This window comes from Persicobacter psychrovividus, assembly GCF_036492425.1.
Classification (GTDB): Bacteria; Bacteroidota; Bacteroidia; order Cytophagales; family Cyclobacteriaceae; genus Persicobacter; species Persicobacter psychrovividus.
In genome coordinates, this window is record NZ_AP025292.1 from 441,889 (window position 1) to 463,826 (window position 21,938).

The 21,938-nt window shown below is 45.4% G+C and carries 15 protein-coding genes; 5 read left to right on the plus strand and 10 right to left on the minus strand.

From position 1 onward, the window contains the following. Positions 1 to 26: 26 nt before the first annotated feature. Positions 27 to 4,730 carry a tetratricopeptide repeat protein gene (locus tag AABK40_RS01915; protein ID WP_338397496.1) on the plus strand — a complete coding sequence of 1,568 codons (4,704 nt, stop codon included), beginning with the start codon at positions 27 to 29 and terminating at the stop codon, positions 4,728 to 4,730. 69 nt (positions 4,731 to 4,799) lie between these two features. Then, complete coding sequence (locus AABK40_RS01920; protein WP_332919691.1) at positions 4,800 to 5,246, plus strand: hypothetical protein; 447 nt, start codon at positions 4,800 to 4,802, stop codon at positions 5,244 to 5,246. A gap of 236 nt (positions 5,247 to 5,482) precedes the next feature. Here AABK40_RS01920 and AABK40_RS01925 read toward each other — a convergent pair whose 3' ends face one another. The 6 genes from AABK40_RS01925 to AABK40_RS01950 form a co-directional block, all read right to left on the minus strand. After that, complete coding sequence (locus AABK40_RS01925) at positions 5,483 to 6,133, minus strand: hypothetical protein (protein WP_338397497.1); 651 nt, start codon at positions 6,131 to 6,133, stop codon at positions 5,483 to 5,485. Positions 6,134 to 6,295: 162 nt separating this feature from the next. Then, entirely contained in the window at positions 6,296 to 7,063 is a 768-nt protein-coding gene (locus AABK40_RS01930; protein ID WP_338397498.1) for a LytR/AlgR family response regulator transcription factor, read from the minus strand. Further along, positions 7,056 to 8,105, minus strand: a complete 1,050-nt coding sequence (locus tag AABK40_RS01935; protein ID WP_338397499.1) for a sensor histidine kinase — start codon at positions 8,103 to 8,105, stop codon at positions 7,056 to 7,058. The genes AABK40_RS01930 and AABK40_RS01935 overlap by 8 nt, the downstream gene beginning before the upstream one ends. A gap of 245 nt (positions 8,106 to 8,350) precedes the next feature. Beyond that, positions 8,351 to 9,766 (minus strand): TolC family protein, encoded by a 1,416-nt coding sequence (locus AABK40_RS01940; RefSeq protein ID WP_338397500.1) that lies wholly within the window; start codon positions 9,764 to 9,766, stop codon positions 8,351 to 8,353. Beyond that, a complete protein-coding gene (locus tag AABK40_RS01945) occupies positions 9,753 to 12,920 on the minus strand; it encodes an efflux RND transporter permease subunit (protein WP_338397501.1) in 3,168 nt (1,055 codons plus the stop codon). Before AABK40_RS01945 ends, AABK40_RS01940 begins: the two co-directional genes overlap by 14 nt. 30 nt (positions 12,921 to 12,950) lie before the next feature. Further along, positions 12,951 to 14,069, minus strand: coding sequence for an efflux RND transporter periplasmic adaptor subunit (locus AABK40_RS01950; RefSeq protein WP_338397502.1), 1,119 nt, complete (start codon positions 14,067 to 14,069; stop codon positions 12,951 to 12,953). Positions 14,070 to 14,285: 216 nt separating this feature from the next. Between AABK40_RS01950 and AABK40_RS01955 the strand changes: the two genes are divergently transcribed. The 3 genes from AABK40_RS01955 to AABK40_RS01965 all read left to right on the plus strand — a co-directional run bounded on the left by AABK40_RS01955 (position 14,286) and on the right by AABK40_RS01965 (position 16,120). Further along, positions 14,286 to 14,780: a hypothetical protein gene (locus AABK40_RS01955; RefSeq protein WP_332919684.1), complete on the plus strand. Its 495-nt coding sequence runs from the start codon at positions 14,286 to 14,288 to the stop codon at positions 14,778 to 14,780. After that, positions 14,758 to 15,633, plus strand: a complete 876-nt coding sequence (locus AABK40_RS01960; protein WP_338397503.1) for a DUF6048 family protein — start codon at positions 14,758 to 14,760, stop codon at positions 15,631 to 15,633. Before AABK40_RS01955 ends, AABK40_RS01960 begins: the two co-directional genes overlap by 23 nt. Positions 15,634 to 15,790: 157 nt before the next feature. After that, positions 15,791 to 16,120, plus strand: a complete 330-nt coding sequence (locus AABK40_RS01965) for an MGMT family protein (protein ID WP_338397504.1) — start codon at positions 15,791 to 15,793, stop codon at positions 16,118 to 16,120. 142 nt (positions 16,121 to 16,262) lie between these two features. On the opposite strand, the gene AABK40_RS01970 is transcribed toward AABK40_RS01965, so the two are convergent. The 4 genes from AABK40_RS01970 to ribD form a co-directional block, all read right to left on the minus strand. After that, a complete protein-coding gene (locus tag AABK40_RS01970) occupies positions 16,263 to 18,728 on the minus strand; it encodes a TonB-dependent receptor (RefSeq protein WP_338397505.1) in 2,466 nt (821 codons plus the stop codon). A gap of 233 nt (positions 18,729 to 18,961) precedes the next feature. Continuing rightward, a complete protein-coding gene (locus tag AABK40_RS01975) occupies positions 18,962 to 20,182 on the minus strand; it encodes an arginine deiminase (RefSeq protein WP_332919680.1) in 1,221 nt (406 codons plus the stop codon). Positions 20,183 to 20,310: 128 nt separating this feature from the next. Then, the gene (locus tag AABK40_RS01980; protein WP_338397506.1) at positions 20,311 to 20,793 is read right to left on the minus strand and encodes a GAF domain-containing protein; all 483 of its coding nucleotides are present in this window, start codon (positions 20,791 to 20,793) and stop codon (positions 20,311 to 20,313) included. Positions 20,794 to 20,815: 22 nt separating this feature from the next. Continuing rightward, the gene (gene ribD / locus AABK40_RS01985) at positions 20,816 to 21,844 is read right to left on the minus strand and encodes a bifunctional diaminohydroxyphosphoribosylaminopyrimidine deaminase/5-amino-6-(5-phosphoribosylamino)uracil reductase RibD (protein ID WP_338397507.1); all 1,029 of its coding nucleotides are present in this window, start codon (positions 21,842 to 21,844) and stop codon (positions 20,816 to 20,818) included. Positions 21,845 to 21,938: the final 94 nt, after the last annotated feature.

Below are 21,938 nucleotides of genomic sequence, written 5' to 3' on the forward strand. Positions count from 1 at the left end.
CTGTGGCATCCCAACAAATTCAACCTATGAAAAAATTTTTACAGATTTTTCTCCTGACCGTCTGGGGAATAATGCAAAGCTTCAATTTGCAGGCATCTGAGTATCCAAATATTTTCTTGATTAAAACAATTGGCGCCAGTGGGCGGCAGGTGAATCAATTTACAGGTTTTTTTATTGATGATAAAGGAACAGCCATCAGTCGGGCAACGGGCTTTCATAAGGCCATGCGGGTGGAGGTTTACACCCTCGATGGGCAAAAGCACGAGATCGGTAAGGTCTTCGCTTATGATCCCGCCACAAGCATGATCAAGTTTTCGGTCAGCAAAGTGAATGGTGTTTCGGGCATAGGCATGGGGCAGGCAACGGCGCCCACGAAAGCAACGCTGGTTACTTTTAAGAATGATAGCACCCAAAGTACGCAAGCCGTAGGCATCGATCACCTTCAGTATTTTGAGGATTATGGACAATGGCTGACGGCGAAAGAATTTGTTCAGGCAGACGGCGCACCTTTGCTGGTTGATGGACAAGTTGTAGGGATGGTGGCAGACCATGTACTGACGGCCAAAACGGCCATTATCGATATCCAACGCCGATATTCGATGCAGAAAGTCAATCAGAAATTTAAAGACTGGTTACCGTCGTTTCGGGCGAGCAGGGCATTGCTTTTGGCGATGGAAGCCTACACGCAGCAAAATTTCAGCAAAGCCGCCGTTCAGTTTGGCAAGTGCAGCAATATAATGGGTAGTGAATTTACGGCTTACTATTATCAGGGGTTATCGAAGCAGGCCACTGATGATGCCTCGGGGGCACGTGTTGCGTATGGCAAAGCACTGAAAGAAAAACCTGATCATCAGGGGGCACTCTCAGCGCGAGGAATGATGGCCTATGCGACCAAAAATTATGATATGGCTATTGAAGATTTGGCCAAAGTACAATCCGATAAAACGCCTGAAATGCTGAAGGCACTGGGGATTTCCTACTACGAAGAGCAACTTTACCCACAAGCGATTGCCATTCTTGGAGAGGGCAATCCTGATGCAGAAGCTTTGTTTGTGCTCGGAAATGCCTACTTCAAACAGAAAGATTATGCCTCGGCGATTTCAAAATATGGGGCATCGATCAGTAAAGGCGAAAAAACAGCAGTGATCTTCAATAATCGGGGAAAGGCCATGTTGCTGACGGGGCAATATAAAACCTCGATCAAAGATTTTCAGCAGGCGATACAAATCGACCCGACCTATACCAAAGCATTTTTGAATAAAGCCGAAGCCACTTACGAATTGAAAGAATGGCAACGCACAGCCGATTTGGTGAAGAAGGCCGAAGCAATGGGCGCCAAAGATAAGCGGATTCCAAAGCTGAAAGGAGTCGCGGCTTATCATCTGAAAAATTATGAGCAGGCACTGAAATCACTCTCGCTGGCCATCGCTCAAGGAGAGAACGACACGGAGATTTTAATCATGAAAGGGGATGCGCAACTCGCACTTGGGCAAGCTTCAAAAGCGATTCAATCGTATTTGGTGGCCACCCAAAATGGCGCAGACAGTCAGCACCTTTCAGAACAGCAAGGCAAGGCATATTATGCGCTCAAGCAGTACAAGCCTGCCATTTCCGCCATGACCAAAGCACTGGGGCAGGGAAGCACCGCCACAGAAACTTATGAGATCATGGGCTTGTCGCTTTACCAAAGTAAGCAACTTTCTGCTGCGATAGAACCCCTAAGCAAGGCGGTTGAAAAGCAGAGTGAAACAGCGGAAGTTTATCAGGCCTTATCGAAGGCGATGCTCGCGACCAAGGTGGCATCGGCGCAGGTAAAGCCTATTTTATTGAAAGCGGAAGAAATGCAGGTGGCAGATGCCTCCATGCGGGTAAGCCTCGGACAACTGTTTTTGGAAGAGCAGCAACCACAAAAGGCAGTCACTTATTTTGAGAAAGCGAAGGAAAGTGGTGCTGAAGACGGTACACTTTTTATGGCTTGGGGAAAGGCGAAATATTTGCTGAAAGATTATGCAGGGGCACTTACTTTGCTCAAGCAAGCCAAAGCCAAGGGCGTTTCGACGGTCGAGATGTTTGAATATACTGGTTTGGCGAATTATGAACTTGAGGATTACAAACAGGCTACGGTAGCATTAAAGGCGGTGGAGAAAAATGGCAATGCCTCGGAAGTGGTGTTGGATAAGCTGGCAGAATCAGCCTATAAAAGTGGCGATATGCGAACTGCAGTAACTGTTTTTCCGAAATCAGGACAAGTGAAAACGGCTCAGGGAGCGGTGCAGTATGGTTTGGCACTGGTTTCGATCAAAAATTATGATCAGGCCTTTATTCAACTTTACAAGGCAGAGGCTATGGGCGCCAAAGATGCGGAACTTTATGAGAAAAGAGCATTGTTGCACGCACGCAAAAAACAGCAAGAAGAAGCTTTGGCCGATTTCGATAAAGCGGTAGCCCTTGGTGCCTCAGGCAAAGAATTACAGATGTCGCGCGGACGTTTGGCCGTAAAGCTGAAGGACAACCCCAAAGCGGTAGAGGCTTTCTCAGCCGTAATTTCAGAAGACCCTGAAGATGCCAAAGCATACCTGTTGCGTGGTACGGCATATTTCCGTCAGCAAAAATATACCCAGGCAAAATCTGACCTTGAAAAAGCCAAAAGCATGAGCGAAGGCATGACACCCCTTTACGATATGTTAGGCATATTGAGTTATGAAACCAAGGATGTCGCTGGGGCTAAGGAGAACTTCAGCAAGGCGATTGCTCAACAGAGTAAAAATAAAGAGGTGTATGGCTATATGGCTGCTTTGCAGTTGCTGGAGAAAAAATACGCAGAGGCGGTCAAGAATTTTGAAGAAGCCCGCCGACTGGGCTTTGAGGCCGAATCTCTTGAGGGAGATATGGGCTTGTGTTATTTCAATCTGGGAAAAATTGCCCCAGCTCTTGATCATCTGAATCGGGCGGTAGCGCAGGCTCCCGACCATCAGGAGTACTTGCAAGCCAGAGCTCAGGCCTATTTCAAGTCGCAACAATATGCCAATGCGGTGAAGGATTTTGCAAAAATTTCAGCACTGACCCCTGAGATGAAATTTCAGTGGGGACACAGCTTGCTGAATACCAAAGAATATGCTCAGGCAGAAAATGTGCTGACGCAGGCAAAAAACAGCAACTACAATCAGGAACAGCTGTTTTTAGACTTGGGAACAGCAAAATCCTATCTCAACAAAATGCCTGAGGCTATCGCCATGTTTAGCGAGGCCATCAAGAAGAACCCTAAAAGTGGCTTGGCATTGCGTGGGCGTGGAATGGCCTATTATCGTGCGAAAGAATATGAAAAAGCCCTTGCCGACTTTAAAGGGATGGAAGCGACAGGCGAAAGAAGCAAGCAAACCAACGCCCTGATTGGTACGGCAAGCTTCCGACTCGGAAAGTATGAACAGGCTTTTGATCGCCTTGATCTTGCGATAACGCAGGGGGTAAAAGATCAGGAAGTGTACATTGGTAGAGGGGTATGTCTGTATCAGCAAAAACAATATGAAGAAGCGATTCGCGATTTGGAGAAAGGACTGAAAGGCCACGATGACCTCTTGGGGATAGAAACGATGGCAAATTCAAAAATGCTGATGCAAAACCCCAAAGGAGCAAAAGCCGATTTGGAGAAAGCCATACAGCTGGGCAGTAAAAATGCGATGGTGTATTATCATCTTGGAATGGTGCAGTACGACGACCGCGATTGGCGTGGGGCACTCAAATCACTCAACAAAGCGGTAGCATTGCAGGCGACTTACCCCGAAGCTTTGCAAGTACGGGGCGATAGTAAATTTAGACTGAAAGATTACAATGGGGCTTTGGTAGATTACAATCAGGCACTTACACAGGGGAGCACAGATCCTAAATTGATGAATAACCGTGGTAAGGCCTTGTTCCTTACAGGAAATAAGGAGGAAGCGATTAAGGCTTACACTGAAGCCCTTGCCAAAGAACCTGATTATCCGAAGGCGCTGGAAAACCGTGGGGTGGCTTATTTCTTATCAGAAGATTACGAAAAAGCCTTGCCCGATCTGAGTGCTTATGAAAAGCTGTCGGAGAAAATGGAGGAAGAAATTCTCTATTATTTGGGAGAGTGTTTTTATCATAAAGGGGAGTTTTCCATAGCGGTGAGTTATTACGAACGCACCAACAATAAAGTGAATGAGCCAACACTTTATGCGCATCTGGGAGAAGCCCGCCTGAATAATGGCGAGTATGAGCAGGCGGTGAAATCTTTGAGCGACGCAGTGAACAAGGGCATCAAGACGGGGGAAATCTACCGTTACCGATCGACCGCTTTTGTGTATCTGGAGCTGTATGAAGAGGCATTGAAAGACCTCACAAGTGCCATTGAACTTTCGCCAGAAGATCCGAACGTTTACTATAACCGCGCCCTGATTTACGAACAAAAAGGGGAATACCGAAAGGCGATCAAGGATTATAATTCAGCGATTCAGCTGAATCCCAACGATGCCGAGATGTTCTTTAACCGCGCAGGTTTGCTGGCCGAGGAAAATGACTTGGTAGGAGCTGTTCAGGATCTGGATATTGCAATTAAACTTGACGACAGCAAAGCGACCTATTTCCGAGTGCGGGGTAATGTCAAAAAACAATTGGAGAACCTTGATGGCGCCTGCGAGGATTGGACAAAAGCCAAGGAGATGGGCGATAAGAAGGCAGGCTTCAAGGTGAAGCAGTATTGTAAGAAGTAATAAAATGTAGGGTCAGGCCTATGTGCCTGACCTGAACATGTTTTTCAAGTATTTTTTAATATTATACCCATGAAGAATGAATTTTCAACCGATAAATTTTCTTTAAATAAAGAGGGATTCCATTTACTCAGAAATAAATTTAAGTATAAAAGCTTCAAAGTGAATGAATTGTCCAATGTTACTATAAAACGAGGCTTTGACTTGAGTAATTGGCTATTTGTAGGATTGTTTGGGATTGCACTATTTGGAGGAGGCCTTTATTCTTCCTTCAGGATTTACACCGATTTAATTTTAGGAGACCAAAGATATTACATCGAATTCCTGTTATTTCCTCTATTTTTCTTTTTGCTTGGAGGGTATTCGGTATTTATTGCTCTTAGGAGATCGAAAGTTGTAACCCTTAAACTTGGGAATAAAATGTATTATTTCTCTCTAAGGGAAATTGATGAAAAAGGTGAAATGGAGGACTTTATCCAATATTTGGATCAAATAAAAAAACGCCCTATAATGGCTTAACATTGGTTTTAGCCTCTACCTACACCAACCATAATTTGGGGTATTTTTTTCATCGGGTTAAAACCCGAAGCTATCACAAAATGTACCTTCGGCACACAAGGCCTGAAAGGCCTTTTCATAAAAGACATGGAATTTATTCCATGGTAAAAAAAGGCGTGAGCAAATTATATTTGGTTTGATAATTAGCGAACATAGTTGTACAACAGCTCCTAATAGGTCAAATTATCCTTAATATTTTAATACTGATATAAAAATTGACCCAAAGCGTCTTTATCAAAGCCATTAACAGGAAGGTTTTCTGTATCAACATTAGAAACATCTACTGACCTTTCCACTCTGAAATCATTGGGATTCAATTGGTCATATTTTATTAGTACTTTTTTAGGAAAGCCAATCTCTTTTTCACTCCGAAACTCATCAGTCAATAAGTAGTACTGACCATTGAGCTGATAAGAAAAGAGTACAGTTTTATTAATTCCTCCAAACCACAAGAATTTATAATCTAAGCCTCCTTGTTCTTCTATCCTTGTATGGGCTATGGTGTATCTATACTCCTCCGTGAAGGAATATTTTTTTATGGTATCAGCGATGGGTTGTTTGAAAAAGAGAAGCAGAAAAACACACCAGCTGTACCACGTTTTATAAAAATAGCCAAAGTCAAATCGGTTTGCCCTTTTATGTAAATCATAAGCTTGATAAACACGATCTACCTCAGGCTCAAATGAAGAGCAAGTATCGCCCTCAATTTTAGGTAAAGAATCCTTACCACAATACACCCCTGTTTGAAGGTTTTGTTTACGATATTGACATAATCGACAATAGTTCAATTTTAGGTTTTTAGAAAGTAAGTGTTCTTCTCTTTCGATAGGTTGATGATTTGAAGGCATGATTTAAATATAAAAACTAATAATACATTAATTTATATTTTAATCTTGATCTATCAAATATTCAGTCCTTTTAAATGATTCTCCTACTATTCTTGGTTATATCGTTTAACATTGCCTTTAACACTCTGAACATTATTTTAGGTCAGGCACGCAGGCCAGACCCTACTGATTCAACCACTGTTTGAATTTACTCGCTCGCTCGGCGGACACCAAAACTTCGCTTTCGGGCTCAGGGCTTAGGTGCAACTTCAGCTTGCTTTTGGAGTAGGCAATTGCCTCCTGCACATTATCAATACAGACAATGAATTTTCGGTTGGCACGGAAAAAGCGCATTGGGTCGAGCTGTTGTTCCAATTGCTCCAAAGTATAATTCACATCGTAGGTTTGTCCGCTATGGGTGCGCAGAAACACAGCCTTGCTTTCGGCGAAGAAATAGGCGACTTCTTCGGTTTTCACCGCACGGATGTTCTGTCGGTAATAAACCATGAAACGCTCCTTGTACTGATTTTTCGCTTGCTCGGCAATGATTTTCCCCAAAGCATGATAGTCGATGCCCTGCACCTGTTCACTTTGCTTGAATACCTTTTTGTATTTCTCAATCGCCGTGGCCAGCTCTTCCCTGTTGATCGGTTTGAGCAGGTAATCCACCGCATTTTGTTTGAAGGCATTGAGCGCATACTGATCGTAAGCGGTGGTAAAGATGATCGGCGTTTCGATCTCTATTTTTTCAAAAATACTGAAGCTGTTGCCGTCGGTCAGGTGGATGTCCATGAAGATCAGATCCACCGAATTTTCACTCAAAAAATCGATGCTTTCCTGACAGGATTCCAGCATATCGACCACTTCGGCCTCGGGCATCAGGCGTTCGACAAGCGCTTTCAATTTACGGGCGGAGGGCATTTCGTCCTCGACGATCAAAACTCTAATCATGGTCAGCTTCAATTAATGGTATTCGTGCAATAAATGCTTTATTTTCTAATTTAAAAGTGGGAGCAGTTGTATTGAGCAGGTTAAATTTTTCGGTCAGGTTTCTCAGCCCCGTTTTAGTGGAATACACATCCTCCATTTTGGGCTGATGGTTATTGGATACCGATAACAGCCCGTCTTGATGGCTGATTCGGATATGTAGTGGGTTTTGCTTCGAAACCTCATTGTGCTTAATGGCATTTTCCACCAAAACCTGCAAGGTCAGCGGAGGCAAGAACCGTTGATTCACTGCCGACATGTCATCAATACGATATTCAAAACCACATTCAAAACGACTTTTGAACAAGTAAAGGTAAGCATCAATGAAATCCAGTTCCTCCTCCACCGTTACCAAATCCCGATCATTGATCTGCAAAACGTAACGATAGACTTTCGAAAAGTCCTGAATGAAATCATCGGCTTTATCAACATCCTCATAAATCAGCGAGGATAAAACACTCAGGTTGTTGAACAGAAAATGATGATCCAGCTGTTGCTTCAGTGCCGAGTAGGCGGAATTGATTCGCTCCTTTTCCATGATGGCAATCTTGACATTCATGTTGGCATGGTTCTCATAAAGCAGGATCAATTCGACCACGCAAACAAAGAGGGTGTTCATGATCACGGGCATGATGAAACTGAGCTCAAGTGGCATATTGGGAGGTAAGAAATTGCGCACAGCAGCCGTTGTTCGGTCATTGAAATAATAGGCCATGATTGCCCCCATACAAAACACCACCATGGTGTCCAGGAAAAAACGAAAGATCCAGCTTTTTTCCCAGGGGAATTTTTTGTTGAAAACCTTGAGGATATAATGAATTACCGAAACAGCAAGGAAGGTTTCGACCGCAAGCAGGACGATCCTTTTTGAGGCATGATCCTGAATTTGTTCGAAGGTTTTGAAGCCAAACAGGTACATTAGGCCTGTCGAGATCAGGATCATCAGTGTCCCCACTAAAGGGATAATAAACAGCTTGAAGTTTAATTTGGGAAACTTGATTTGCATAGATGGCAAGGTTAGTTTTTATCCACAGATTTCGGAGGTTTCCATAGATTTTTTTTCGACCTGATGAGTAGAGACGTTCGGAAGAACGACTGATTTTTGATGATGGAGGGGCGTAGGCAGGAGCCTACGACCGGTCTCCATTTTTAATTCAAGCGTCCGGCTTAGACTAAAATTGATAAATGACTTTGATCCAAGCGAGGCGCTTGAACCAAAGTCAGGGCGAGTATTACACCCGCCCCTCGAACTTAATTAGCGGGATCATTCAAGATCAAGCCTGAAAGCTGAAGCAGATAAAACTCCGATACTTTGGCCTGAAATTGTGCGTCGCTGAATTGGTTGGCAACATTCAACAGGTTTTCCTGTGCTGTCCTGAACTCAATAGAGGTTGATCTGCCCAGGGCAAACATCTCTTTGGTAGATTCAAAATTGAGTCTGGCCTGTTTCAAGCTTGTGCGCTGCAATTCAACGATTCGTTTTTTATAGGTATAATCAGTGTAAGCGTTCGCAATATCTCGTTCGATTTGCGCTTCGGTCTGGCGTTGTCTTTCTTTTTCAGTGGCCAGGTCAATTTTAGCATTTTGCTCTGCAATGCGTTGCTGGCGCCCATTAAAGATATTAAAGCTGGCCGATAGCCCTGTGGAGAACCCTCTGTTCTGGTTGTAAATCACCTGGCTGGCCTCGTTGTCGGTACGGTTATAGCCATAGGATCCGTAGGCTGAAATGCTCGGCATTTTGCGGGCACGGGTGATTTTCATGTCCAGTTCCGAAATTTCGGTCTGTTGCAATTGTGCCACAATACTGGCATTGTACGTCATGGCTGCGGTGGTAACATAATCGGCGGTCAGGTCGTCGCGATACGTAACCGAATCATTCACTTCGTAACTGTTATTCACCCCAATACCCATCACTACATTCAGGTTTTTCAGGCTCATCAGCAGTTGCTGTTCCGTTTGCAGCAGCAGGGTGCTGTCGCTGTTCATGTCCACTTCAGCATTCAATAAATCGAGCTGATTGGCCTGCCCATACGTCTTCTGATCAACCGCCTTTTGATATCTTTCCTTAGAAATATCGAGTGACTGTTGTGCCAAGTTGTAGTTTTGCTGAGCCCGACAAACCTCGTAATATTGTTCGGCGACCTGCACGATCGTCATTTCCATTTGCTGACGGTAAAGGGTTTCCTGCAATTCGCTCGCCCCCTCCAGTTTTTTGTAAGTATATACATTACCGAATCCATCAAAAATGGTGTAATCCATACGAATGCTCGCATTGTAGCTGATGGATTCCGCACCGTCAATCACCATAATATCGCCTGGGGTTGGTGTGTCATCGGGCGCCGCACCGCCACCTGCACCGCCACCTGTGCTTCCTCCGCTGCCTGTTCCGCCACCCATATTCATGAACTGAATTTCGGTATCATTTACACTGAAATCTCCTCCGCCTGAAGCCGAAACAGATGGCAGCAGCCCAGCATTCCCAATATGGTGACTGTTCTGTGCCTTGTCGGCTTCCGCACGGGCAATCTTGATGTCATAGTTGTTGGTCATGGCCGTTTCAATGGCCTTGGCAAGGTCAATCTTTTCTGGTAATTCGATTTCCTGCGCCCATGTTGCCGAGCCTAAAAATAGGCTCAGGCAAAGGCTGATATATTTAAACCTCTTCATATTCGTATTCCATTTCTTTAATCGCATTTTCAACTTCTTCATTGGTTACCGGGCGCCCCTTTTTAATACTGGACACTTTCACTTTCAGCTTATTGACAATCAAAAGCATGGAAGGCAACAGCAGTAGGGTGGTGGTGGTGGCCATGATCATTCCATAGGCCAACGATAAGGCCACAGGAATCAGAAACTGTGCCTGCAGGCTGGTTTCAAATACCATAGGCGCCATACCCACAACCGTGGTCAGGGTGGTCAGGATAATCGGGCGGAAACGTGAAATTCCTGCCTCGTAAAGTGCTTCTTCGTAGCCCATGCCTTCTTTAAGGTTGATGTTCAGGGCATTGATAAGCACCAGCCCATCGTTGATCATCACCCCGACAAGGGCGATCATTCCCATACCCGACATCATGGAGATGGCAAAACCATGCACCCAGTGCCCAAGTACTACACCGACAAAACTCAGCGGGATCATGGCATACACCAGCAACGACTGACTAACGGAACGGAGGGTCAGGATGACCAGTGAAAGCATGGCCAGTAAAATAATTGGCATGACGTATTTTGCCGACTTGGCCATTTTTTCCGTTTCTCTTTTTTGCCCATCGTAGTCGGCAGAAATTCCTGGGTATTTTGCGAACAGCGGTTTCAATATTTGCTGATCCACCTTTTTGAGAATGTCTGGCAGCGATGCTTTAGGGTCGGTTTGGTTGGCCTGAATTTGTACCTCGCGATCATAGCTCAAATGGCGAATGCTCGATACTCCATTCACCACCTTGATGGTGGCCAAAGAAGACAAGGGGTAAGCAGAGCCATCCGCAAGGCGGATTTTTATCTGTTCGAGCTGTGAGAAATCTGCTCGGCTGTTTTCAGGGTATTTTACCCAAACTTTCACCTCGTCTTTCCCGCGCTGTAAACGCTGGGCTTCCCGTCCGAAGAAGGCATCGCGCACCTGGCCGATCACTTCCTGTTCTGTAACGCCGAGTAAGTAGGCTTTTTCCGAAAGTTCAATCTCAAGCTCGCGGTTACCCACGGGTGTAATGTCGGAAATGTCGGTAAGCTCGGGCATCTTGTTGAGTTCCCTTTTCAGGATTTCCTTGGCTTCCTGCAGGTCGTCATTGTTTTCCCCAACGAGCGAAATCATGACGGCCTTACCGAAGGGGCTGAAGCTCTCATAAGTGAGGGTTTCTGCTCCAGGGATTTCCCCGACCTGCTGCCTGATTTTGGTGATGACCTCCGAGCCACTGCCATTCCTGATGGCGGCATCAAGCAAGGTGATGGAAATCGAGGCGTCGTTTCCTGCACCATTAAATTGCTGGAAGACGGTTTTGATGATGTTTTGCTCCTGTGGCTGGTCGGCACGCATTTCTTCATTGACCTGCCAAATGGCCGCATTGATTTTGTCCAATGCATTTTGGGTGATCTGTTCATCAGTACCCGTTGGCATGGTCAGGTTAATGGTGAAGTCATCTCCTTCCACTTCAGGAAAGAAAGTACTCGGTACCCATTTAGTAGCCACCAGCGTTACGGAGATGATGAACATGGCCGTGAAGGTCGCGAAAGTGATGGCTTTATACTGAATAGAAGCCCGAAGAAGCGGTGCATAATAGCGATCGCGGATCTTGATCATTCCTGTTTCCGCCCAGCTCATGTGCTTTTGCCATTTGCTGACTTTCTCCCCCTTTTTCAGGGCTTTGGAGTGCGCCATATGCGCGGGCAGAATAATCAGCCCCTCAATGAGTGATACAAAAAGAATACTGATTACAATGACGGCGACTTCAGAGAACATTTCGCCCATCCGACCATCGAGAAATACGAAGGACGAGAAGGCAAGCATGGTCGTGATGACCCCAGAGATTACCGCAGGCATCACTTCAAAAGTCCCCTCTACGGCAGCGCGTACAGGCGTTTTTCCCATTTGCCAGTGTCGGTAGATATTTTCGGCCACCACAATGGCGTCATCGACAAGAATACCGAGCACGAGAATGAGGGCGAAAAGCGACATCATGTTGATGGTTACCGTGGTGGCAGGCAAGATGATGAACATTCCCATGATCGAGAAAGGAATACCGACCGCTACCCAAAAGGCAATGCGGGGATTCAGGAATAATGACAGGAAGATCAGTACGAGAACAATCCCCACCACGCCATTGTCCACAAGCAGGTCAATACGTTGCTGAAGAATCACACTCATGTCTTTGTTAATCTCTCCCTGCAACAAATGCTGGCTGGCGTTGTATTCGTCAAGGTAATTTTTTACCGTTTCTGAAGCACCGACGATGTCCTCTTCGAAAGTGGTATTGATCACCACCAAAAAGGCCTCTTTGCCATTGTAGAGCACTCTTGAAGGGCTGTCTTCCCACTGGTCTTTGATCTGTGCCACATCCTTCAGGCGGATCACTCCGCCAGCATCGGTTTTACGCACCACAATATTTTCCAGTCCCTGACTGTTGTATTCTTTGTTACGCATCCTGATGAAAAATTCCTCTTCACCATCTTTGATGCTCCCGCCAGTCATGACCAGATTGGCGGCGGTAACAGCCATGGCCACTTCCTGAAAAGTCAGGTTGTAGGCTTCCATGGCAGGCTCATTAAGAAACACCCCAATTTCTTCTTCTGGGTAACCTCCGAGGGTCACCTTGGAAATGCCGTCCATCCGAAGGAGATCCCTTTCCATTTTCTGCGCCTCACTTTTCAGCGTAGCGAGCGGAACGTTCTCCTGTCCTTTGGGGAAGACCACAAAGTTGATGGCGAAGTTGGTATCATCGTGTTTATAGGAAACCACCGACTCCACATCTTTGGGGAAGGAGGCGATTTTCTCCACCGCATTTTTTACATCCGTAAGGGCTTTGTCCATATCGGTACCCGTTTCCATCTCGATGGTTACCGTTCCCATATTTTCACGGGAGATGGAGGTGATGCGCTCCATATTCGAGATCCCTTTGATCTCTTCTTCAATTTTTAAAATAGCGCCTTCTTCAATTTCTTCGGGTGAAGCCCCTGGGTACAGAATGTCCACATATACATTCCGTGTCGGGAAATTGGGGAAGAAATTACGCTGTATGGTTGAGAGGGCAAACATTCCAAAAAGGAAGGTCAGCACCATGACCAAATTCACCGCAAGGGGGAATTTGATAAAATAGGAAATTAATTTTTTCATGACTCTTGAGGTAGAAGAAAGATTGGAGGCTTAAGATTTTTTGGCGATATGAACAGGCATCCCCTCATAAGCACTCTTGATGACCGTCTTGAGTAGGGCAGTGCCTTCATCCACCCCCTGGATAATGGCGATCGGGCCTTCAGTAGCCAGAACTGTAACCTGCTGGCGGTGGAGTTTTCCATCTTTGATCGCCCAGATTTTTTGGTTGTTGTCGATCATTTTTCGGTCGATACTCATGGCGTGTTTGAAAGGAGCGCCTTTAATTTCAGCATTCAGGAACATTCCTTCGCGCAAAGAAGCCCCACTGGTGCGGATAAATACCTTCACCGACTGGGAGGCCTGATCGATGTCGCCACTGATGCGGATCACCTGCCCCGACCATTCGCCGTCGATTTCCGTAGAGGACAGTTTTGCTTTCGTTCCAATCTTTATTTGCGCCATTTCTTTAAGGGGAACAGTAACCTCAAGGTCAAAGCTTTTGGAGGAGATCATTGTCCCCAGTTCAGTACCTGACCGTACGGCGGTTCCTGCTTCAATTTTGGAGTCCGTTACCACGCCGTCGAAGGGTGCGTAGATGGTATATTTATCGAGCTTTTCTTCAGAAGATTTGATGTTGTAATAGTTCGAATAAATGCCTTTTCCTGTCAGGAAGAAGCGCAATTGCTCGGAATCTGTCGCGGGCAGTTGCGGAAGTTTATGGTGGATATTTAAATCAGAAAGATACTGATGCCATAATGGGTAAGCCTCAGGGTAGTCGGTCTTCAGGTCTGGAAGCACTCCTGTGGCAAGGGTAATGAATTCCGACTTCTGCGCCAGCAAACTCATCTTGTATTCCTGCTGATCAATGGCTAAAACCACTTGCCCTTTTCGATAGGTCGCCCCTTGCTTAAATTTATTGGCTGAAGACAACAGCTGCCCATCGGCCTGTGCAAAAATCTCATAACGGTGGGTGGCCCTTAGTTTGCCAGTGGCATGGGTGGTTTGCTGAATGTCGCCGAGCTGAGGATATTCGGCCTCCACAGCTGTGGAGATGCTTTGGGAGGTAATTACTTTACTTTTTTCGGCTCTGGAAGGGAGGGTTTTGGCGATTCCAACGGCCATCAGGATAATGGCTGCGGCGAGAGAGATCGATAGGATGCGTTTTTTCATATTGATGTGGTTTTTATTTCATTCTAATAGCGTAGTGCAAAACAAGAATAAAAATCACATATTAATAAATAAAAAAGGATCGGTAGTGGAATTTTAGGGATCAAGGGGGAAAATCGACCACTAAAGGGAAAGGCAGTTTTCTTGGCGGAATAAATATCAATGCTTATTGATCGGAAAAGGCTTTTGATTAACTTTGTTCATTACAAGATATAAATTATGAAAAAAAGCCTTCCGTTTTTTTTATTGCTTTTTGTGATTGTTGGTTTGGGGATGAGTAGCTGTAATAACTGCTCGGATTGTGGCCCCGAACAGATCAATCCTACCGTAAATGTGCGTTTTAAGAATTTTGCCGACTCTTCAGAGGTGAAGGTGAAAGTGATTGCCCGTGCAAAAGGTGGGGAAAAAGAACTCGCTCCCCTGGATTCTATCACGTCCTTCAGCTTGCCTTTGGATATGAATAATACCCGTGCCAGTTTCGATTTGGATATATCTGTGGGAGGAAAAACATCGCCCAGCGGTACCTACGAAATGGAGTTGGGCTACGATACGGCCAGTGTGGTCGATATCCGAAATGTGATTCGTGTGGAGGCCAGTAACGTGCAACTGTTGGACCAGAACCGATTTGAAAATGTTACGGTAACGTGCGAAAACGATTCAAGTACCTGTTTGAGTGAAAAAACAAATATCGATGTCTATTTCAGAGTATTTTAAGATAAGCCTTTTATTGGTCCTGATGAGTATGGGCACGAAGGCATTTGCTCAGGAGCAGGACAGCGTTCGGGTGGTGGATACTTCAATGTATGAGCGGGATTCGGTACGGATGACGCCCAAGATTTTGATCGATATTCCCATTGTGGACCGTACCGATGAGTTCAAAACCCTGAGCCGCAAGGAACGCCGTGAGTTGGAACGTGCCCGCCGTGACAGTTTGCCGATTACCGTATTGCCACCGATTTCAAATCTTGAACTGATGGTAAACTACTCGGACCCTATATTGGGGCTGCTGAACAATGGAACAAGGCTTGAGGGCGGTGGTGCCATTACATTCTTTGAATATTTTGTGGCAACGGCAGAATTTGGAATGCAGGATTTTATGCTTGATGGTGAGGCTTATAAGAACGTAACAAACTATCATACCAATGGGCAATACTATCGTTTTGGTGCCGATTTCAAGATTCCTGTAAAAGAAAAAAGTTCTATCAGAATTGGTGGGCGCTATGGCATGAGTAATTTTTCCGATGCCGGAACTGCAACCATTACAGGCGACCTGTTTGATGATTACACTAAGCAGTTTGCTCGCAATAACTTGACCGCGACCTGGTATGAGGTGAATATTTCTTCGGAAACCAACCTGTGGAAAGGGATGTTTATGGGCTTCAGTTTCAGGTACCGAAAAATGCTCGACTTTGACAATAACTATGATATTCCTGTGCGGTATGTTTCGGGTTTTGGCTTTGCCAATGAAAGCTCGCTGGCCTTCAACCTGTTTTTAGGCTATCGTATTCCTGTACTCCCAATTCGTTACCGAGACCGCCATACGAGGAAGATTATTGAGGATTTTTAATCACCTAATGATTATCCTGAGAGGGCAGTGGCTTGGGCAAGCCATTTGAACTAAAAAATACTACGATCAGTGTAGAGAAAAAATAAACAAAGCCTGCATGTCAAGTTTTTAGCTTGCTCTGCAGGCTTTTTTATTGTTCACTTTATTATCTTCCCCTATGGAAAAAGATTTCTTTGAACGCGTTTACGAGGTAGTAAAATTGATTCCAGAGGGAAGGGTAAGCAGCTATGGCGCCATCGCTCAATATTTGGGGGCGAAGCGGTCGGCAAGGGTCGTTGGTTGGGCGATGAATAATGCTCACGACAAGCCTGATATTCCTGCGCATCGGGTGGTGAATCGACAGGGGTTATTGACCGGAAAACACCATTTTGGTGAGCCCAATATCATGCAGGAACGCTTGGAGGCTGAAGGGGTGAAAGTAGCCGAGTCGCAGATTGTGGATTTTAAAGCCCACTTTTGGGACCCTGTGGTGGAGCTTGAGTTGTGATCATTTATCAAAAAGATGATTTCTACAACGTAGGGACGCTGCATGTAACGTCCGTACCGATAGGTACAAAAATATACGACAGTACAAAAAAAGGTCGTAGACAGAAGCCTACGACCAGTATTATGTGTAGTTAAATCAAGCTTTAAAATTCGATAATCACACCAATGGAAGGCACCAATGTGCCGTTGGTCTGCGGAATAAAATCAGGGACAAAGCTTCCTGGATTATTCGGGTCGGGAATGGTGCTGTTTGGGTTATTTGGGTTCGGGATGTCGTTACCAAAATCGTTCGGATCCCTGACCAGTTCACCGTTACCATCCTCCAAAGCGGTTAGTGCAGCTTGCGATTCCTGACTGAAAGCATAGGCATTCTGAATATCGAGGTAGAAGTTCAGGCTCCAGTTGTCGAAGAAATATTTCTTGTCGATTCTCACATCAAGCTGATGGAAATTTCCTGCACGCTGTGTGTTGAGCTGATTTTCATAATCTTTGATCCCGACACGGTTTTCGAGCCAGTAGTCTCTTTTCATACTTGCCTCCACATTGTAAGGCGTAAAAGGGCTTCCCCCAGAAAATAGCCATCGGGCACCAATTTCCCAGTTTCTTTTCAGTTGCTTTCCTGCCGTAAGGCTGACAATATTTTGGTTATCCCATGAAGAAGGTACAAACTGATTGTTGGCATCGGTGTATTCTGAACGCACCCAGGTGTAGGCGAGTAAACCATAGAAGCCGTTGTGAAATTTTTGTTGCGCGAGAAATTCAAAACCATAGGCACGGCCCTTGGCTGTAGAAGTTACAGGCTCGTCGCCAATCACTCCGAAATCGGCACCGAGGTTAGCCAAAGCGACCTGCTGACGAATTGAAAATGGGGAGTTGCTGTATTTTTTATAGAATCCTTCTGCGGTAAATCGTAAGTTTTTATCGTCGATGCGGTACTCGAGCCCACCCACCAAATGCTCGGCCTTAATGTACTTTAGCCCATCGTTTTGATTGACCAGATTCCCCTCTTCCCGATAGCCAAGCGTAGTATAAGAAGGCAACTGATAATAGATGCCCGTATTGAAATTAACACTGACCTTTTGTGTCAGGGCATAAGAGGCTGAAAAGCGAGGCGAAAGCTGTTCAAGAAGGTTGCTCATTCCATCGGTGTAGTTGTTGGCATCAGCCCTGAAGCCGAGTGAAAGAGAGAGTCTTTCATCAAAAAAGCCTTTGGTTACCTGCCCGAATACATTCCATTTCACCAGGTCGAGTTCACTTGAATAATTGATCGGGATCGTTTTGTCGGCGACAGCTGAATAGGCGAGGAAAGAGCTTCGGTTGGTGTACCGGGCAAATTCAGACCCCACCCCATAATTAATTGCCCAGCCGTTTACTTTTCGGTAATCTTCGAGGCGTAATTTGTTTTCAGCCTCAGTGGACAGGTAATCGAGGGTTTTGGGCTGACTTTCATCGTTGTTTAAATGTTTGTAAGAGGTATTTTTAAGCATATTCCGACTCAATACCGCTGTGAATACCCCATTGTCATGGAAGTGTTCGAACTTAGAACCGATAGCGTATGTCCATTGGTTTTGGATCGGGATTTGGTCGTAGGTGTATTTGTTGGCGCGGTAATTCTCATCCGTCGTATCTTCGAGGACTTTATCGTTCAGCGAAAAATCATCTAAAGAGCCCAGACTTACGAAGGTAAGCTGATTTTTATTGTTGAATTTATGTTTGACTTTGGCCTGATAGTCATTGTAAGTAGGGAGGAAAGGCAAGCCCAACACGGAAAACAGAAACTGCAAATAGGATCTTCTTGCACTGAGGATGAAGGTGGTGTTTTCTGCCAGTGGACCTTCGAGTGTTACCCCAAGATCGCTGGCGCCCACAATTCCATTGAAGGTAAGTTGATCGTCGCGGCCATCTTTTTGCTCAAATTCAAATACAGAACTCAAAGCATTGCCGCGGTTGGCAGGAAATGCACCACTGTAAAATTCTACCTCACGAATAAAATCCACATTAATAATGCCCACAGGTCCACCTGAGGCTCCTTGTGTTGCAAAGTGGTTGATGTTTGGAATCTCGATACCGTCCAGGTAAAAGCGGTTTTCATTCGGTGCCCCTCCACGAATCAGAATGTCGTTCCTGAAAGAGGCGGAAGATGCTACCCCAGGCAAGGACTGCACCACTTTACTGATGTCGCGGTTACCTCCAGGGTTTCTTTTAATTTCATTGGTGCCAATGGTTCTCAGCGATAGCGGGGACTCCATTTTTCGCTCAAAGCCCTTAGCGGTAACCTCCACGCCTTCAAGCTGTGTAGCGTCTTCTGTCAGGGGGAATTTTACAATGGCTGGCCGCGAGTTGGTAACTTCGACCTCAAAAATGACTTTCGGCTTGTAGCCAACATAGCTCACCTCAAGGTTAAACAAACCAGGCGTCAGGGCAGTGAATTCAAATTTCCCGTTGATGTCAGTTACAACACCAGTAGTGGTGCCCTGAATAACCACGTTCGCAAAGGGAATAGGCTCGTTGGTGAGCTGATTGAATACTTCTCCTCGGATAATACCGTTTTGCGCTTGGCTGATAAAGCTGACAAAAAATAGCAGGATAGAAAACAGTAGGGATTTCATGATGGTATGAAGTCAGAAAATAGCGTTGATGTTGTTTTAGGTTATTTAAGTTTACGTGTAAGGTAAATTTAGTTGAGTATTTATCAATAATATTTTAACTATTTTTATCAATGAGCTGATAGAGTTTAGTTATGTCTAATTAATCGACCGAAAAAGTTAAACAAAAAAAAGAGCGCCATTACCCTTAATGGGGCTGGTGCTCTTTAGTAATATTTTATCAACAGATCGTTGTGTTAGCGCAATGGTTGGCGCTCGAGTGGCATAGTCATACAACGCGGGCCACCAAGCCCTCTTGAAAGTTCTGAGGATTTGATCTCCAGGACTTCTACACCAGCTTCTTTCAATGCCCTGTTGGTATACTTGTTTCGGTCATAAGTAATGACACGGCGCGGGCCAATGGCAAAAACATTAGCACCATCATACCACTGCTCGCGGGAAGCGTATTCAGGGTAACCTTGTGCAGTGCCAATCACTTCAAGATGTGGGATTTCCTGTTTCAGCAGGTCGATAATGGATTTGTTGACCACCTCTTCTTCGAGAATCACCTCCCCGTTACTGTCTACCCCTTTTTGGCGGTAGATGTAGGTGGTCAGGTTCATTTCCATCGCATCAGGATAAGTAACGATCAGGTTTTCATCAATCATGGTGAATACCGTATCGAGGTGCATGAAATTGCGTCGTGCAGGCAGGTGTACCTCATATACCCGCTCCACATTGCTGTTCGCCAGGGCATGTTTCGCCACTTGCTTGATCGCCTTGGGGTCGGTACGCTCGGAGTTACCAATGGCCAACGCTTTTTCAGAAAGCACAATGACATCGCCACCTTCAATACATGGTGTTTCAGGGCTGCCATCATGCTCATAAGCATTGACATAGTTGTTCTTGAACTGTGGGTGGTGAGCAAAAATCATTTGCATGATATCGGACTCCCGCTGGCGGCCAGGGTATTTCATATGGCTTGAGATGACCCCCGACTGAATTACTGCTGCAGGGTCCCGCATAAAATAACTGTTAGGACTTGGGGTAATCAAAAAGTCCAGGTCGCCTAAATCAGCCAATGCATCTGGGCGCCACTTTCTTCTCAGGTGCTTCATGCGAATGCCTGAAGTAAGTGCTGTGGTTGCCTCGGCAAGCGACAGGTGCGCCAGAAGGTCTTCAGCAACATGTGCGTAGCCCTTTACTGCCAAGGCAGATTTGTAGGCATTCAGGCGAAGCTTTTCATCTTTCATTACATCCTGAAGGAGCCCTTCCAGACGGAAAACTTTAGCGTTGGTGTTGAGTCTTACCAAAGCGCGGAACTCATCGTGTTCGCGTTGAATTTGCTCCAGGTAGGGAACGTCTTCAAAGAGGAATTCTTTGATATTATCAGGAGTAAGCATCTCCAGCTCAAAGCCAGGGCGGTGCATAATTACACCATTAAGTACTCCGAATTCAGACTGCAATTTCAGCTCCATAAAATTTTATGTTTATAAGTAAGCGTCCTGTATGAGCATGCCATACAGTGCACGTTTCGATAGATCTAATAAAAATACACTCTCAGGTTAAATTGGTGAGCATATTAAAAGTTCAATTTGATTCGAATTTAAAGTTTATTGGCTAAAATAGCCATTAATTTCTCCAAATACAGTTGGTCTGTCGGGTCAAAATCATTCAGCTGATCACTGTCTACATCAAGGATCATGGCAACGTTTTGGCCTTTAAATACAGGAACGACGATTTCAGATTTACTGTCTGATGAACAGGCAATATGCCCAGGAAATTGTTCTACATCAGGTACCAGAAGGGTTTGTGCTTCTGCCCATGCGCTTCCACATACGCCGCGGCCTTTCGGTATGCGGGTACAGGCGATAGGTCCCTGATATGGCCCAAGCACCAGCTGATCTTCTTTCACGATGTAAAAACCTACCCAAAAGAAATCGAAGGCTTGTTTGAGTGCCCCAGCGATATTGCTCAGGTTGGCAATCAGGTCGTCTTCATAACTGATCAGTGCCTCAATCTGAGGAAGCAATTGTTCGTACTGATCCGCTTTTGTACTGTTACGGTCAATCAATAAGCTTTCGGCCATAATATATTTTTTGTTCGTATAGTTATTTTTTATTGTACCAAATCGACAGTCTGTCGTTGAGGATGTATTTTTCTTCGGCAAGTTGCCCTTTTATCTTGGGGGCAAGAATGCCACTGCCGAAGGTGGCTGTTGCTGTAAAAATTCGCGCTTCATCCCAAAGGTCAGCTTGCATTATCTGATTGAGCAAACCAGCACCACCTTCGATAAATACCGAATGGATTTTTTGCTGATATAGGTCGCTCATGAGCTGTTCAAGAAAATGCTCCTTTTTCAATGCAATGAAAGTTGTATTCCCAACGACGCCATTTTTTGTGAAATTATAGCAACGGGTAGGTTGTGTTCCCTGAAAAAGGTGAAGGGTATTGGGGAGCACAAGGTTACGATCAATAACCACCCTGATCGGGTCTTGCCCTTTCCACAAGCGGGCATTGAGCACGGGATTGTCGTAAAGTGCGGTATTTCTGCCCACCATAATGGCCTGCTCTTCAGTGCGCCATTTATGTACCAAAGTACGCGAATGAATATTGCTGATCCATTTGGAATCGTAATTTTCTCTTGCCACAAAACCGTCCTGCGTCTGTGCCCATTTCAAAACGACATAAGGGCGCTTTTTCTCCATGAAGGTGAAAAAACGGCGGTTCATCTCCCGTGCTTCCTGTTCCATGACTCCCGTGACCACCTCAATGCCCGATTCAATCATACGATGGAGCCCACTGCCAGCTACTTCAGGGTTGGAGTCTGTGGCAGCCACCACCACCCGCTTTAATTGGTGCTTGATTAACAGATCGGCACAGGGAGGGGTTTTCCCGTGGTGAGCGCAGGGTTCGAGGGTTACGTAGGCAGTGGCTTCAGGGAGCAACTGTTTGTTTTTTACATCGGCAATAGCCCGTACTTCGGCATGTCCTTCTCCTGCCCGCTGATGCCACCCTTCGCCAATAATTTTCCCCTGATGCACAATAACGCACCCCACAATAGGATTGGGGTAGGTTGTGCCAAGCCCGAGTTTTGCCAACTCAATAGCACGGTTCATAAACTTTTGGTCTTCAGTCATCTTTTTATAAATCAAGCGGGCACAGGACAAGCCCAGGTTAGAATTATACCAATGGGGGCCAAAATAAGTTTTTTTTCGCCATTAGAAGCTAAAA